Annotated in this window: 14 protein-coding genes and 1 tRNA gene; 10 read left to right on the forward strand and 5 right to left on the reverse strand. The window is 52.2% G+C overall.

The window, feature by feature from the left end:
* Window positions 1-31 precede the first annotated feature (31 nt).
* Together HWU94_RS06500 and HWU94_RS06505 are read left to right on the forward strand one after the other, a co-directional pair.
* A complete protein-coding gene (locus tag HWU94_RS06500) occupies window positions 32-1,300 on the forward strand; it encodes a dicarboxylate/amino acid:cation symporter (RefSeq protein ID WP_185173004.1) in 1,269 nt (422 codons plus the stop codon).
* A gap of 24 nt (window positions 1,301-1,324) precedes the next feature.
* Window positions 1,325-1,492, forward strand: coding sequence for a hypothetical protein (locus HWU94_RS06505; RefSeq protein ID WP_185173005.1), 168 nt, complete (start codon window positions 1,325-1,327; stop codon window positions 1,490-1,492).
* 126 nt (window positions 1,493-1,618) lie between these two features.
* Here HWU94_RS06505 and HWU94_RS06510 read toward each other — a convergent pair whose 3' ends face one another.
* Window positions 1,619-2,233, reverse strand: coding sequence for an ANTAR domain-containing response regulator (locus tag HWU94_RS06510; RefSeq protein WP_185173006.1), 615 nt, complete (start codon window positions 2,231-2,233; stop codon window positions 1,619-1,621).
* Window positions 2,234-2,441: 208 nt separating this feature from the next.
* Between HWU94_RS06510 and HWU94_RS06515 the strand changes: the two genes are divergently transcribed.
* Together HWU94_RS06515 and HWU94_RS06520 are read left to right on the forward strand one after the other, a co-directional pair.
* Window positions 2,442-2,524: transfer RNA gene (locus HWU94_RS06515), tRNA-Leu, on the forward strand.
* Between the two features lie 128 nt (window positions 2,525-2,652).
* Window positions 2,653-3,869 (forward strand): IS3 family transposase gene (locus HWU94_RS06520; RefSeq protein ID WP_185173007.1). Its coding sequence is split into 2 segments (ribosomal slippage): window positions 2,653-2,932 and window positions 2,932-3,869, totalling 1,218 coding nucleotides; the frame shifts between segments, so codons are not numbered across the junction.
* 207 nt (window positions 3,870-4,076) lie between these two features.
* On the opposite strand, the gene HWU94_RS06525 is transcribed toward HWU94_RS06520, so the two are convergent.
* Window positions 4,077-4,454 carry a helix-turn-helix transcriptional regulator gene (locus HWU94_RS06525; RefSeq protein ID WP_185173008.1) on the reverse strand — a complete coding sequence of 126 codons (378 nt, stop codon included), beginning with the start codon at window positions 4,452-4,454 and terminating at the stop codon, window positions 4,077-4,079.
* Between the two features lie 252 nt (window positions 4,455-4,706).
* Between HWU94_RS06525 and HWU94_RS11775 the strand changes: the two genes are divergently transcribed.
* From HWU94_RS11775 to HWU94_RS06545, 5 genes are all read left to right on the forward strand, one after another.
* A complete protein-coding gene (locus tag HWU94_RS11775) occupies window positions 4,707-4,841 on the forward strand; it encodes a DUF6290 family protein (protein WP_409348806.1) in 135 nt (44 codons plus the stop codon).
* Window positions 4,838-6,520 carry a TaqI-like C-terminal specificity domain-containing protein gene (locus HWU94_RS06530; RefSeq protein ID WP_185173009.1) on the forward strand — a complete coding sequence of 561 codons (1,683 nt, stop codon included), beginning with the start codon at window positions 4,838-4,840 and terminating at the stop codon, window positions 6,518-6,520. Before HWU94_RS11775 ends, HWU94_RS06530 begins: the two co-directional genes overlap by 4 nt.
* Window positions 6,521-7,555, forward strand: coding sequence for a DNA adenine methylase (locus tag HWU94_RS06535; RefSeq protein WP_185173010.1), 1,035 nt, complete (start codon window positions 6,521-6,523; stop codon window positions 7,553-7,555).
* A 75-nt stretch (window positions 7,556-7,630) separates the two neighbouring features.
* Window positions 7,631-9,163, forward strand: coding sequence for an AAA family ATPase (locus HWU94_RS11525; protein WP_221625829.1), 1,533 nt, complete (start codon window positions 7,631-7,633; stop codon window positions 9,161-9,163).
* The gene (locus HWU94_RS06545) at window positions 9,156-10,232 is read left to right on the forward strand and encodes a 5-methylcytosine restriction system specificity protein McrC (RefSeq protein WP_185173011.1); all 1,077 of its coding nucleotides are present in this window, start codon (window positions 9,156-9,158) and stop codon (window positions 10,230-10,232) included. The genes HWU94_RS11525 and HWU94_RS06545 overlap by 8 nt, the downstream gene beginning before the upstream one ends.
* 564 nt (window positions 10,233-10,796) lie before the next feature.
* Here HWU94_RS06545 and HWU94_RS06550 read toward each other — a convergent pair.
* The 3 genes from HWU94_RS06550 to pyk all read right to left on the reverse strand — a co-directional run bounded on the left by HWU94_RS06550 (window position 10,797) and on the right by pyk (window position 13,440).
* Complete coding sequence (locus HWU94_RS06550) at window positions 10,797-10,979, reverse strand: hypothetical protein (protein WP_185173012.1); 183 nt, start codon at window positions 10,977-10,979, stop codon at window positions 10,797-10,799.
* Window positions 10,980-11,682: 703 nt separating this feature from the next.
* Window positions 11,683-11,877: an SRPBCC family protein gene (locus tag HWU94_RS06555; RefSeq protein ID WP_185173013.1), complete on the reverse strand. Its 195-nt coding sequence runs from the start codon at window positions 11,875-11,877 to the stop codon at window positions 11,683-11,685.
* 90 nt (window positions 11,878-11,967) lie between these two features.
* Entirely contained in the window at window positions 11,968-13,440 is a 1,473-nt protein-coding gene (gene pyk, locus HWU94_RS06560; RefSeq protein ID WP_185173014.1) for a pyruvate kinase, read from the reverse strand.
* Window positions 13,441-13,779: 339 nt separating this feature from the next.
* Here pyk and HWU94_RS06565 point away from each other — a divergent pair, with 339 nt between their 5' ends.
* On the forward strand, window positions 13,780-14,370 hold the full coding sequence (locus tag HWU94_RS06565; RefSeq protein WP_185173015.1) for a flavodoxin domain-containing protein: 591 nt from the start codon (window positions 13,780-13,782) through the stop codon (window positions 14,368-14,370).
* Window positions 14,371-14,372 lie beyond the last annotated feature (2 nt).

Genomic DNA, 14,372 nt, shown 5'->3' on the forward strand with positions numbered 1-14,372 from the left:
CACACAAGACCACACAACACCAAGGAACCCCATGAAGAAGATTCCTCTGCTCGTGTGGATTATCGTCGCAATCATCGGCGGTATCCTCATCGGTGCCTTCACCCCCGGCCTCATCTCCGGCATCAACGACGCCCTGGGAACAGCCATTCCCACCGACTTCGTTGTCCAGCTCTTTGTCTCCTTCTCTACCGTCTTTAGCGCCTTCCTGAGCTTCGCGATTCCGCTGATTATCATCGGCTTCATCGTGCCCGGTATCGGCTCACTGGCTAAGGGCGCAGGCAAACTGCTCGGCACCACCGTTGGCTTGGCCTACACCTCCTCCATTGCAGCGGGCTTCCTTGCCGTGACCGTGGCCCACTTCATCTACCCCATCATCCTCAAGGGCCAGCAGCTCACCGCCTTCGAAAACCCCGAAGAAGCCCTCTCAGCCGGCTACCTGGAATTCACCCTTGACCCCATCATGTCGGTCATGAGCGCCCTGATTCTGGCCTTCATCATGGGCCTGGGCATCACCGCTCTGAACAGCAAGAACATGCTGAACCTCTTCCAGGACTTCCAGACCATCATCGAAAAGCTCCTGGGCTACGTCATCATCCCCCTGCTGCCCGTCCATATCGTCGGCGTCTTCGCCAACATGACCATGGCAGGCCAGGTTGGCCAGATTCTTGCGGTCTTCGGCAAGGTCTTCATCATGGTCATCATCCTGCACTGGGTCATGCTGGCTATCCAGTACACCGTCGCCGGCGCTGTCTCCAAGCGCAACCCCATCACCATGCTGCGCGGCATGCTGCCCGCCTACTTCACCGCGATTGGCACCCAGTCCTCAGCCGCCACTATCCCCGTGACCGTGGCGTCCGCTAAGAAAGTGGGTATTAAGGGCAAGATCGTGGACTTCGCGACCCCCCTCTGCGCTACCATTCACCTCTCAGGCTCCATGATTACCATTACCTCCTGCGCGGTTGCCGTGGTGTACATGACCAGCGGATCCCTCAGCTTCACCGCCATGATTCCCGTGGTTCTGGTTCTGGGTCTCATGATGGTTGCAGCCCCCGGCGTTCCCGGCGGCGCGGTGATGACCGCTATCGGCCTGCTCCAGTCCATGCTGGGCTTCGATGAGTCCATGATTGCCCTGATGATCGCCCTCTACCTGGCCCAGGACTCCTTCGGCACCGCTACCAACGTCACCGGCGACGCCGCTATCGCCTCACTCACCGAGCGCGTGGCTAAGGCCTTAGGTGCAGACGAGGACGACCTGCCCGAGACCGACGAGCGCGACGGCAGCCTGGCAGCAGCCCACTAACCTCCAGTTCACGAAAGGCCCACCATGACCGCACGCCGCAAACTCATCGGCAATATCTTCCTGGTACTGACCCTCATCTTCACGGTGACGGCCCTGAGCCAGGGCGGCCTCTGGTGGGCCGCTGTGACTATCAGTGCCGCCATTACCCTCTGGGGAATCGGAACTAAGAGCGACCATAAGGACGCCCTCTAGCACCCCTTACGAGGGGGCGGACGCCTACCCCGCCGGCAGGCGTCCGCCCCCCCTTCTTTGAATACAACAAAGCCCGCTCCAGCTACACGCTGGGGCGGGCTTTGTTACAGGCTAGAGGGTGCTGCCCTACTGAACCTGCTTGACGATGGTTTCGGCGACCTCGCGCATGGAGAGGCGGCGGTCCATGGAGGTCTTCTGAATCCAGCGGAAAGCCTCGGGCTCACTCAGGCCCATCTTGGTCATCAGCAGGGACTTAGCGCGGTCAACCAGCTTGCGAGTCTCGAACTGTTCCTTGATGCTGGTGACTTCGTCCTGAAGTGCACGGATCTGCTCGTAGCGGCTAATTGCCACCTCGATGGCGGGAATCAGGTCGTTGGGGGTGAAGGGCTTAACCACGTAGGCCATGGCGCCTGCTTCGGTTGCACGATCTACCAGTTCTTTCTGGCTGAAGGCGGTGAGCAGGACGACCGGGGCCAGCTGCTTCTCGCTGATTTGGCCGGCTGCTTCGATGCCGTCCATGATGGGCATGTTGACGTCCATGAGCACCAGGTCGGGGCGGTGCTCCTCGGCCAGTTCTACAGCCTTTTTGCCGTTGTCGGTTTCGGCGATGACGTTGAAGCCCTGGTCTTTGAGGATTTCGACGATATCGAGGCGAATCAGCGCCTCGTCTTCAGCGACGACGACGGTGCGTGCGGGCTGCTGATCGTGGTTCTCGGGCTCCTGGGTGGTCTGCTCTGACATACCCTGCTCCTTAGGTCATTTCAGCGTTTAGTTGAGGTTCGCTATCTATTTTCGCACGCGCACAACCTCATGGGCGCGCATGCAACGGGTGACGGTGCGTACCCTCTTCGGTTCCTATCTTAGTCGGGGGCGGGTTCTTTCTTCCAGGGTGAGGGCCGATTGGCTTTTAGCGGTCAAAAACGTGTATTGTAGAAGAGCTTTCGCACTTGCCCAAGTGGCGGAATTGGCAGACGCGCCGCACTCAAAATGCGGTTCTTCGGAGTGTGGGTTCGAGTCCCACCTTGGGCACCATTAGGACTACCTTTGTGATACAAATGCACGAAGGTAGTCCTTTTTCATTTCCAGCGTCTCACCCCTGATATGTACTGGGTTCAGTCCACACCTTCCACCCACACCCCACCGGAAGGAATAATAAAACCATGCCCAACAAATACCCCCAAGAATTCAAAGAACGAGCGGTACGACTCGTCGGTGACCGACTGAACCACCCCGACGCCCCGTCCATAACCGCAGCAATCAAAGACATCGCCCCTCGGCTAGGAATTTCCCACAACACTCTGGCCCGCTGGTGCAACACTGCTGCACTGGACACCGGCAAAGAAATCACTACTACGAGTGACGCGGCGGCCGAAATCAGACGCCTAAAACGAGAAAACGCGGAACTGCGTAGGGCCAACGAGATTTTGAAAACTGCCTCAGCTTTTTTCGCAGCAGAGCTCGAGACACCGGCCCGATGATGATCCGCTACATCAACACTTATAAGGATCTTTTCGGGGTCGAGCCTATTTGCCGAGTGCTATCTGAGCATCTTGATGGTGGCTTCATTACGGCTAGCGGCTATTACCGCGCAATGAGCCGTGTCGCTTCAGCCAGGTCACTATCCGACCAGCTCCTCATTCCTGAACTGATCAAAATCCACCAGGAGAACTACGGAGTCTATGGTGTGCGCAAAATGTGGCAGGCCATGAGACGGGCAGGCTGGGCTATTGGCCGGGACCAAACCTACCGGCTCATGCGTGCAGCTGGTATCCAGGGTGTGCATCGGGGCCGTAAACCTGTGACCACCAGGGCTACCAAGGCTCCTGATCGCCGCCCTGATCTGGTCAACCGCCAGTTCACCGCTAAAGCGCCGAACCGCTTGTGGGTCGCGGACTTCACCTATGTGCGCACAGGTAGTGGCTTCTGCTACACGGCCTTCATCACTGATGTGTTCAGTCGAAAGATTGTGGGTTGGGGTGTTTCCTCGAGTATGCATACCTTGGGCATGCCGCTGATGGCTCTCAAGCAGGCTTTGTTTGAAGCCAGGCGGTCAGGGTCTGACTTAACTCAGGTGGTGCATCACTCAGACCGCGGCTCACAGTATGTTGCTGATGATTACACGCGTGAGCTGATCCAGCTGGGTGTTCAGTTGTCTGTAGGATCTACTGGAGATTCATACGATAATGCTCTGGCTGAGTCGGTGAATGGGGCTTATAAGGCTGAGCTGGTGCGTGGCCGGTTCTTTGGTTCGGTTGCTCAGTTGGAGGCTGCCACGGCGGGTTGGGTGAATTGGTGGAATCAGCGGCGGTTGCATGCGTCTCTTGGTTATCGGACTCCGCAGGAGGTGGTTGATGATGTTTTAGTTGATATTGTGTGATGTGTTAGTTTTTTGGGTGGTGGGTGTGACCGAAACCCAGTACATATCAGTGGTAGTCAATGGTGGCGTTGAGCTGAAACTCTGCCAAGTAGTGGATATCTACGATGGTTGGCTCAAAGACTGCTTCCTTGCCAAAAGTCGCATTGACAAGGTTCATGGCTTTGCGCTCAATAACAGAGCGTTCCAGGTATGGAATGTGGACATCGGTCAACGGCGGCCACCATCGCCTTCAATAATGTCGATAATCTTCTGCCAATCCTGGTCGGAGTAATTGCGATCCTTGGCGCGCCTCAGTGCAACACGGGCATTGTCAGTCTCGCGAATGTACTCGGTGAGGTCAGTAGGGGTCTGGTCGTCCCGAGTAAGCGCGGCCAGGTCAAACATTTCTTCACGCTCAACTGAAGTCAGCGAGAGCGCGGTAGCGATAATCTCCAGCTTGCTGTCAGGAGCTGCGCGGCGTCCCTTCTCGATATCCGAAATGTAGGACGCTGCCATGTCTACCTTCTCGGCAAATGCGCGCATCGTCAGTCGCGCATTCTTGCGCTTAGTCTCAATGAACTTTCCGAATTTCAGGTGGCTATCCATTTCATTTGCTCCGTTTACGCTTGTTCGCTAACATGCGTACAAGTGTAAGTCAGAAATTTCCCGCGCGCAACCGCTCCTTGTCGGGTGGTCAAGTGGTCAATGATCGGGTGGATGGCTTATAGTAATGGGAACCTTGAGGTATACTGCAAATGTATTGCAATTGTAAATAGAGGTATAAATGTGACTTACAAGGAACTGGTCCGGTCTGGAGCTAGCAGAGCGGAACTTGTTGAGTATGTTACCGCCGGCGAGATGACGGCAGTTACTATCCGCATTCCAGAAAACCTCCGTGAAGCGTCGAAGGAATGCGCCGCACTCCGTGGCATGAGTTTGAGTGCTTTGATCCGAAATTGTCTCATCACGGAGCTGTCGGGTGAGGTTGAATGAGTGTTGCTGAAACATCCATGAGTTTAAGGCGGATGGAAGCTGATTCAGGGAAGTACGGCGCTGTTTATACCCCGAAGCTACTAGCAGATTTTGTTGCTAATCTTTGCTGGGATGTTGTCGGAGAAAGAGACAACTTAGTCGTCTTAGACCCTTCTAGCGGTGAGCTGGCACTACTTAAGGCCGCACTTGGGAGTTCGAAAAGTCTTGAAAATGCCAAGTACATCGGCATTGATATCGACCCTGAAGCAATTTCGGCAAGTTCTGTCGATTCTGTTCATGAATTCGCAGACATTTCATTAATCAATGACGACTTCATTAAGCCTCGGAAAGCAAGAGGGAGCACTACGCGTTATTGGGAAAATAACATCGGTTTGATCGATTTGATCATTTCAAACCCACCTTGGAGTTCAGATCGTCGTTACTCACTGGATTACCTCCAGAGTGATGGTTTTACTCTTGCCCAAGGACAGTATGACGCTTACATTTTGTTCATCGAACAGTCGATGCGCCTCCTGGTCGACGGAGGAATAGCCGCTTTCATTTTGCCTGACTCGCTTTTTTCGAACACAAACACCAAGCTTCGCAAATTTGTCGCTACAAACTTTAAGATTCGCGTTATAGCGCGTCTTGGCGAGAAACTGTTCCCCGAGGTGAATCGCTCTACTGCAATCATTATTTTGGAAAAGTCCAAGCCTGTCTCTGGCTCAGTGTGCACTTGTTTTCGCTTAGACACAGATTCGCGTAGGAAAGTGCTTGGAGGCACTTCAGATTTGCATCTTGAGTTTCGTAAGAACCAACACAAGGTGAAGCAATCTAGGTTCTCGAAGACCGAGAACTATGCCTTTGACATTGACACAAAGGAACATGAGGAGTCGCTAGTCGCGAAATTGCATGAGAACTGTTTGGACATTGACGCCTATTTTCAGTTCAGTCGAGGGGTTGAGATTTCCAAAACGGGCATGGTTGCAGTATGTGAACACTGTAAACACCGTCAAGGTGTCACGCCTGCACAACTGACTGAAGGGAAAAAGACCTGCCAAAATTGTGGCAAGTACACCAGTACTGGAGTGACAGAACGGCTTCTCGGGCGAAACAATCTCCCAGGAACTGCTGCCATTTTTGTTGGCGAGGACGTCCAAAGGTATGGCTTGGCGCGTGGTCGATTTATCAAGCTTCAAGTGCCGGGCATTGCGTACAAGAAGGAATCTATCTACCGCAGCCCGAAGCTGCTAATTCGGAAGACAGGCCTTGGTATTAAGGCTTCTTTGGACACAGATTCAACTTTGGTAACGCAAACTGTGTATATGCTTATGCCTCGCAGCGAGAAGTTCGAGCTAGAGGAGTTGTGGTACTACCTCGCTCTCCTTAATTCTCGTGTTGTCTTCTACTTTTACCTAAAGACCTTCGGTGAGAACGAATGGAAATCCCACCCGTATCTGACAAAGCAGACTCTTTTTCAACTGCCTCTAAAGGACGCCCAACTTGTTGAACGGTCACTCGTGCGAAAGGTCGCGGAACTTGCAAAAAAATTGCAAAACGACTTCACCCGCGAGGTTGACCTTCAGCTGGAAAAGCTTGTTTTTCAGGTTTATGAGGTTTCAGAGGAAGAGCAAGCTTTCATTCGCGAAGAGCTCGGAAAACTGCCTAACTTAAGCGCTATTAATGAAATGAAGTTTTAAGTGTTTAGATATATTGGAAATAAGTCACGTCTAGTGCCTGCAATTCTTCAAGCAGTATCTGCTGAAATTGGCGCTAACGGAGTAGTCGCAGACGTAATGGCTGGAACTGGAACAGTTTCTACAGCGCTACGATCAAGTGGTTACAAGGTAATTGCATCTGATGTCATGACCTACTCTAGACACCATTTGGTTACTCAATTGCTGTTGGACGCCCCGCCAAATTTCAACATGCTCAGTGAAGAATTTGGATTTGACGATTACCGCCAAGTATTAAATCACCTAAACTCCCTCGGCCCTAAACAAGGGTATTTTTATCGTGAGTTCTCTCCTGAGGGATCTCCTCTAAACGGGACTGAACCAAGAAAATATTTCACCGGCGACAATGCAGCTGTTATCGACGCAATTCGTCTAGAAATTGAAGCTTGGAAAAGCTCTGAACTTATTACTGATGTCGAAGAATCAGTATTGAAGCATGATCTAATCATGGCTGCGAATGAAGTGGCTAATATCTCCGGTACTTACGGCTATTTCTTATCCAAGTTCACAAAGAATTCATTGACTCCGCTAACTTTGAAGCCCACAGAATTTACTCAGGGCTCTACGGAAAATGAAGTGCTTCAAGGGTACGCGGAACATTTAGCTACTCAGATTTCTGCGGATTTGTGCTACATCGACCCTCCATATATTAAGAGGCAATATGCGGCTAACTATCACATCCTTGAGACTCTAGCGCGTGGCGACGAGCCTGAAGCAGTTGGTAAAAGCGGGTTACGACCGTGGCGAGATCAGTATTCTAACCTTTGTACTAAGACTAAGTCTCTGGATTCGTTTAGGCAGATTCTCGGTGCTATGGATTGCCCGAAATTCTTGATTAGTTACAGCGAAGATGGCTTATTTCCAGTAGAGCAACTCATGGACACCTTTGGCGAATTTGGTTCAGTTGAGTTGCAGGAAATTGAATACAAACGTTTCAGAAGCAATAACAGTCCACTTGGTAAAAAGATTTCGGAGTACCTGATTCATGTATCACGTTAGTTTCACGTACCTGTTGGGGACAAGAAGTCGCCAGTTACGCCAAAAGCAGAGCACAGGAATCTCGGGAGGTGTCAAGTGCAGTTTGTAGATTCAATTCTCTACCGGCACATCACTAAGGCCGACTTTCTAAATATTGAATGGGTTAAGAAACCATCTGGCGGAGGTGGGCAAACTTATATCGACTTGTCAGGTGTGGACAAGGAAGTCATCAAAAACTTTTTCATTGACACTGCCGCAGAAATTGATGAAGAGGCTACAAAAGTCGACGCAGAAGGTTTCGAATGGCCAGCCTACAAGGTCCCAATTCGACCATTGGGACACTCTGAAAAGGAATTTATCAATCTAGATGTCCGTAGCGCTGCTAAGGGGATATTTAGAAACTACAGAATCAAGAATCAAGCAATCACGCAGAATCGTCATATCGCCTGGAAACCTGAACTTGGATTTCCAACTATTATCTGTGATCGGTTTCAGCCCGGGAACAACTACTCATCGGCTGATTTAGATCCGGCAGTTGATGAGTTGTTTACCCAGCTTGTAATTTTCATCATCAAGACGAAAGCTGGTCACTTTTACTCTGGCTTCATCTTAGATGGAGTAATCCCAGATGGGTGGCCAACTGATGTAGGGCTTGAGCAGATCATTTCAAAGAAAGGCAGTGGGGTTGTGCACCCGACATCTCTTTTGGAAGTTAACCCAAACGTCTCTGCTGAATCCGCATTGACGGTTTCAGAGGTAAAGGAATATTCACAACAGAGCTTCTTTAATGATGTATTCATGGCAGAGGACTCTTATCGACAGATCGTGTCTCTGTTGAAACGAAAGAAGAACATCATTCTTCAGGGTTCTCCGGGTACCGGCAAGACTTTCGCTGCTAAGCGAATTGCATATTCACTTATGGGAGCTAAGGACGACTCTTGTATTTGTTCAGTGCAATTTCACCAAAACTCGTCCTATGAAGATTATGTGGTGGGTTTTCGCCCCAATAGCGAGGGTGAGTTTCGGCCGACACCGGGTACTTTCAAGAAATTCTTCGATGAGGCTGGGCAGCGACCTGAAGAGAACTTCTACCTCATCATAGATGAAATTAACCGCGCGAATATTTCCAAAGTGTTCGGCGAACTTCTTATGGCTATCGAGGCCGACCATCGAGGTGAAATACTAGAGCTACCTGTCGGTGATGATCTACAAATTTCTGTGCCGCCTAATGTTTATATCATCGGCATGATGAACACTGCTGACCGTGGTCTTGCCCTTATTGACTATGCGCTACGGCGGAGATTCGCGTTTGTTGAGATGCGACCTGCTCTTGAATTGCCTAATTTTGAGCAATTTATAGCTTCAAAGGGTTCTCCAGAGTTGTTGTCTCTCGTTAAGGCTGTTTCAGAGCTAAACGCTGAAATTGAAGAGGATCCAAGTTTGGGTTCGGGGTTCATGATCGGTCACAGCTATTTCTGTAGCCCAGGGTCAGTGGACCGGGAAACTGTTAAATCCATTGTGGAGTTTGAGCTCGTACCTCTCATTAGAGAATATTGGTTTGATCAACCAGCTTTGGCGACTCAGAAGATTGAGACACTAATGCAGGCAATAGCGGTTAGCGATGAGTAAGCCTGAACCTCAAATCCAGAATATTTACCGATTACTGGCTTACGCACTTCGTGCAGTTGATGTGGCCACCCTGGAAAAGGTTAACTACGATCAATATTCAGGCTTAGATAGCGTCCTAGCTGAAATTCTTATAGCAGGTGTCACGACTCAACGGAAAAAAGGTCTCGAACACGGCTACCAAGAACAGCGGGGTGATTTGCAGTTCGTAAAAGGGCGTTTGAACGTCCTTGAGACGCATATCCGTAGACAGCGTGGGAGCTTACTTGCAGATTGTTCTTTCGATGAGTTTGTGATCGACACCTATAACAACCAGATATTGAAGGCTGCTCTGCTGGCAGCACTGTCGAACCGGAAGGTCTTACCGGATCAAAAAGGGCGAATACGAGGACTGCTGCCATTCTTCGATTCTGTAGCTGACGTACCCGTTAGCAGGATTGTGTGGAATGCAGGGAAGTATGACCGCAATAACGCTTCGTACCGAATTTTGAAGCATATTTCATACATGCTAATTCATGGTCTAGGTATAGAGACTTCAGACAACCAGGTGCTTACAACCGGGATTGAAGTCAAGAGCAAGAATATCTTGTTCCAGAATTTCGTAGCCGAATACTTTCGCCGTCATTTCCCTTCATTAAAGGTTCGAACGGAACCAGTGTTGAAAAAAGGTATTACGACACCTAAAGCGCTCATGCCACCTGCGGTTCCGCGCCTGCAACCAGACATCGTCCTTGAATCGAGCGACCACACCTTAGTAATCGATACAAAGTTCTACAGGAAAATCCTAGTTCCCAATCGTTACGGGAAGAAAATCCTTCGGCCTGAACATCGAAATCAAATATTCACTTATGTACAACATCTCGCCGTTGAAACACCAAAACGGATTAACGGTATGTTGCTTTACGCTCAAACCCAACATGAGAGTGCGCAAGAAACGAATTTAAAATGGGAGGAACTGGGTCACAACCTCGAAGTTAGAACGGTTGATTTGAACCAGGATTTCAATTCGATTGCTGATTCGCTAGATCAGATAATATTCGCTGAGTTCCCCGAAGTTATGCGCGCAAACTAAATGGCATTAGGTTCACCATTGCACGATGTTCGCATGACTAAGCAAACGTGGGTTCACTCAAAGCGCGGTGTAAATCGGCCGACGAGTGTCGAGAGAAACTTTTGCTGACTGAGGGTGGACTGGGCCTAGTTAACAACCAAATAAAAACCCTTGTTTTCAAGGGGAAATGCGGGAATACAGAACCCGATGACTGCCATTGGCTTTGTATTCTTTATTGAGTGCAAACAACAATAAAACGCCTAGTCAGAGCGACGCAAACCCTCTCCTGTTGACAGGAGAGGGTTTTTTGTTGACGCGAGGGCCCTACTCGCGCTGAAAATCTAGAAATCATCCCGTTACAGTCAGGCTGGCGATTCCTACTTAGCTCCGTTTTTAGTTGCGGGGCGCCCTACGCCATGCTTTTCCCGATAGGTTTTATCCCAGTCTTCAGCAGTACCTGGAAGCCAGCACTCACGCCCTCCAACGGAGATAAAGTCAGCCGGCGGTAGCTCACCTCGTTTGTATAGCCCTTGCTTAGTAAGACCTAGGAAGGTGGCTAGCTCGATGGTGCTGACGATGACGGTCTTAGCCATTTCGACCGCCTGCTTTTAGATGCAGTGCCAAAGTTGCCGCGTTAGCTGCTGCCAGCACACCCCAGAGAATTGCCATGCCGGAGTTACCCTGACCTATCTGCATGATGACCAGTGTTACTGATAGCACCAGAATGGCTACATTGAGAGCTATCAGTGTTTTTCTATTCTGCTTCATAGTGCTTCCTTTCTACCTTTCCTATCCTTGCTATTGTGGCGCAAGATGAGGGGCTATTCCCCGCAGCACTAGCGCCAGAACAAAGAGCCCGATTGCAATCCCGCAGAGAACCGGGTATCGAGGATAAAGCCAGATGGCTACGACCAGTGCAAAGGTATAGAAAATAGTTCCATAGATTTTGGTGTGCATGATGTTTATGGTTCCTATGATGTTGCAGGGCCCGGTTCCGGGATAGGGGGGGGATATTTCGGAGCCAGGGATTCTTCGATTTTCTTCTAGGCCCTGAGCACTAACACTATTCGGCGATTGCTTATTTCGGCGAAATCTGGCTCGCAGCGAAGCTGCTGGCTCGGGGCTGGCGTGAATCGCCCAGTGAGCGCTAGCGAATCGGGCTAGAGGGTCGGCAGCGAGCGCGAGCCAGAAAGAGCCACAGTGTTGGAAGGTGATATGTGAAAACCCGCCCGCCCCGAAGGGGGGGCGGGCGGGCTGGTGAGGATACAAGACCGAAGCCAGGCTTTGATCTTGTGGTTCCTACGGCGGTTCGATTCAAAACCAAATCTCCGCTCCTGAATCACCAATAACAAGTCTACGCCTGTCAGTCAGGTTAAAGTTCATTCTTCAACCATAATAGGCAACTATGCTCCCTATATGACGAAAAACTTTCCCGCAGGCAACCGGGGGCGGCGGGCGTCCTAACGCTCCGCTACCGCCTTGAGACAACCCATGCCATCTTTGCGCCGATGCCGCGTTCGGCACCGGAGTAGGTCTGCTGCATAGCGGGGTCGGGCTCCTGCCAGGGTGACCAGCTCTCCCAGGCGTGTAGATCCTCAATCAGGGCGCGAACCTGATCAACGGGGGCATCAATAACGGTGGAGCGAGTGAGTAAAGTATGTGCCATGTCAACCAGTCTACCCAGACGAAGACCCCGCCACTTCATCGGAATGAAGCAGCGGGGCCTTCATATCAGCTCCAAGGAGCGGACTAACCCTTAGTCAGTGTAGGGGCCGACCTGCTCGCGAGCCTCGGGGAGCACAGCACCGGCGTCATCGAGGTCACCAACGCGGTGAACCTTGACGGTATTGGTGGAGCCTGCAACACCGGGAGGTGAACCGGCAGCCATGACGATCATGTCGTTAGCCTGAGCCAGACCGTTAGCCAGCATGTAGCGGTCGACCACGGCGGTCATCTCGTCGGTGTCCTTAGCTGCGGGTGACACAGCTGCCTCAACGCCCCACAGCAGGGAGAGGAAGGCACGTACGGACGGCTCGGGGGTCAGGGCAAGCACAGGCTTGGCCGGACGCAGACGGGCAAGACGGCGGGCAGTGTCACCGGACTGGGTGAAGGCTGCAATGTACTTGACGTCTTCCAGCTGGTTGGAGATGTTGACCGCTGCGCGGGTGATAGCGCCACCGCGGGTCTTAGGTGAGGTGCCCAGTTCGGGAACGCGGAAGAGGCCGCGCTCTTCGGTGGACTTGATGATGCGAGCCATGGTCTGGATGGTAATGATGGGGTACTTACCCACTGAGGTTTCACCGGAGAGCATGACAGCGTCGGCACCGTCGAGGATAGCGTTAGCGCAGTCAGATGCCTCTGCACGGGTGGGAGTGGGGTTCTGGATCATGGTTTCCAGCACCTGGGTTGCCACGATAACGGGCTTTGCCCAGCGGCGGGCCAGTTCGATGGCGCGCTTCTGTACCAGGGGAACCTCTTCGAGGGGGAACTCCACGCCCAGGTCGCCACGGGCAACCATGATGCCGTCGAACTTGTCGACGATATCCTGCAGGTTTTCAACCGCTTGGGGCTTTTCAATCTTGGCGATGACGGCGATCTTACGGCCCTCTTCTTCCATGATTTCGTGAACGCGCTGGATGTCGTCGCCTGAGCGGACGAAGGAGAGAGCGATGATGTCCACGCCCAGGTTCAGGGCGAAACGCAGGTCGCGCTCGTCCTTCTCGGTGAGGGCGGGGATGGAAACAGCAACGCCGGGCAGGTTGATGCCCTTGTTGTTGGAGATGGGGCCACCAACGACAACGCGGGTGGTCACGGTGGTCTCGTCAACCTCGATAGCTTCGAGGCGGATCTTACCGTCATCAATCAGCAGGGTATCGCCGGGCTTGACGTCGCCGGGCAGACCCTTGAAGGTGGTGCCGCAGATTTCCTTGGTACCTTCAACATCTTCGATGGTGATCTTGAAGGTGTCGCCGGGTTCGAGAACCTCAGCGCCGTTCTTGAAGGTTTCGAGGCGAATCTTGGGGCCCTGAAGGTCGGCGAGAATCGCGACGTTGTGACCAAGCTTTTCGGCCTGCTCGCGGATGGTTGCGTATGAGTTAGTGTGAACCTCGTGGTCACCGTGGCTCATGTTCAGGCGGGCAACGTTCATGCCCGCTTCGATAGCCGCTGCAATTTTCTCGGGTGCAGAAATTGCGGGGCCAATAGTACAAACAATCTTTGCGCGTCTCATCAATCAACCTTAGGTTTGTAGGGGTCTGAGAACCTTTGGTGTGGTTTCTGTCGGTAGCGGATTGACCACCGCCAACAACCAACATATTCACAGATAGTCAGCATGAAACCAACATGTCTACACCTCATTATACGTTGTTTCGTGAGGTTTTGGTGGAGGCATCGGGCACTTTCTGTGTAAATATTCGACATAAACCCCACCAAAACACACATAAACAGTCACAAACAAACAAAATCCGTTATCTAGTTTGTCAGCTTTGAGAGCACACGCCCCGGGCGCGTATCCTGAATGCAGAACACAAAGCTAGCTGCCCACCCGCAAACCGACGAAAGAGTGCCCATGCCTACCCCGAACGTCCTCATCCTTTTCGGCTCCACCTACGGCCATACCGAACGCTACGCCCACTGGATCGCAGAAGACCTGCGCGCCCACGCGTCCGCACCGCAGGTGACCCTCTCCGCCGTCGCCGAAGCCACCGACGAAATGATTGAAGCGGCCGACGTACTCATCGTCGGCGCCAGCTACCTGGGCGGCTTCCTCACCGGCGCCCCCACCCTGCGCAAGCGCCGCGAAGCCATGCTCTCAGTGCCCAACCGCGTCTTCTACACCGTCTCCTTCAACGGCACCGAAGTTTACCCCCGCTCCTACCTCGATGAGCGCGTCATGAAGAGCTACAAGGCGGATGTTGCCGGCGACCGCCCCGCCTTCCACTTCCGTGGGGGCCTCAAGATGGATGAAATGTCCAAGCTGCACAAGACCGCCCTCACCGGCGTCAAGACCGCCTACAAGCTCAAGCCCAAGCAGAACGAGTACGACAAGCAGCTCATCGAAGCCTTCGAAAACGGCGGCGCCGACCATACCAACCGCGAATGGACCAAGCCCCTGGTCGCCGAGGTTGAAACCTACCTGACCGAAATCGCCGCCTCCTAGCG

This window comes from Rothia nasimurium (assembly GCF_014217215.1).
GTDB classification, from domain to species: Bacteria; Actinomycetota; Actinomycetes; order Actinomycetales; family Micrococcaceae; genus Rothia; species Rothia avistercoris.

Coding starts and splice junctions, on each gene's coding strand:
- HWU94_RS06530 (WP_185173009.1), top strand. CDS start 4,838: ATGAGTGTTGCTGAAACATCCATGAGTTTAAGGCGGATGGAAGCTGAT.
- HWU94_RS06545 (WP_185173011.1), top strand. CDS start 9,156: ATGAGTAAGCCTGAACCTCAAATCCAGAATATTTACCGATTACTGGCT.
- HWU94_RS06555 (WP_185173013.1), bottom strand. CDS start 11,877: ATGGCACATACTTTACTCACTCGCTCCACCGTTATTGATGCCCCCGTT.
- HWU94_RS06550 (WP_185173012.1), bottom strand. CDS start 10,979: ATGAAGCAGAATAGAAAAACACTGATAGCTCTCAATGTAGCCATTCTG.
- pyk (WP_185173014.1), bottom strand. CDS start 13,440: ATGAGACGCGCAAAGATTGTTTGTACTATTGGCCCCGCAATTTCTGCA.
- HWU94_RS06525 (WP_185173008.1), bottom strand. CDS start 4,454: ATGGATAGCCACCTGAAATTCGGAAAGTTCATTGAGACTAAGCGCAAG.
- HWU94_RS06505 (WP_185173005.1), top strand. CDS start 1,325: ATGACCGCACGCCGCAAACTCATCGGCAATATCTTCCTGGTACTGACC.
- HWU94_RS06565 (WP_185173015.1), top strand. CDS start 13,780: ATGCCTACCCCGAACGTCCTCATCCTTTTCGGCTCCACCTACGGCCAT.
- HWU94_RS06510 (WP_185173006.1), bottom strand. CDS start 2,233: ATGTCAGAGCAGACCACCCAGGAGCCCGAGAACCACGATCAGCAGCCC.
- HWU94_RS06500 (WP_185173004.1), top strand. CDS start 32: ATGAAGAAGATTCCTCTGCTCGTGTGGATTATCGTCGCAATCATCGGC.
- HWU94_RS11775 (WP_409348806.1), top strand. CDS start 4,707: ATGACGGCAGTTACTATCCGCATTCCAGAAAACCTCCGTGAAGCGTCG.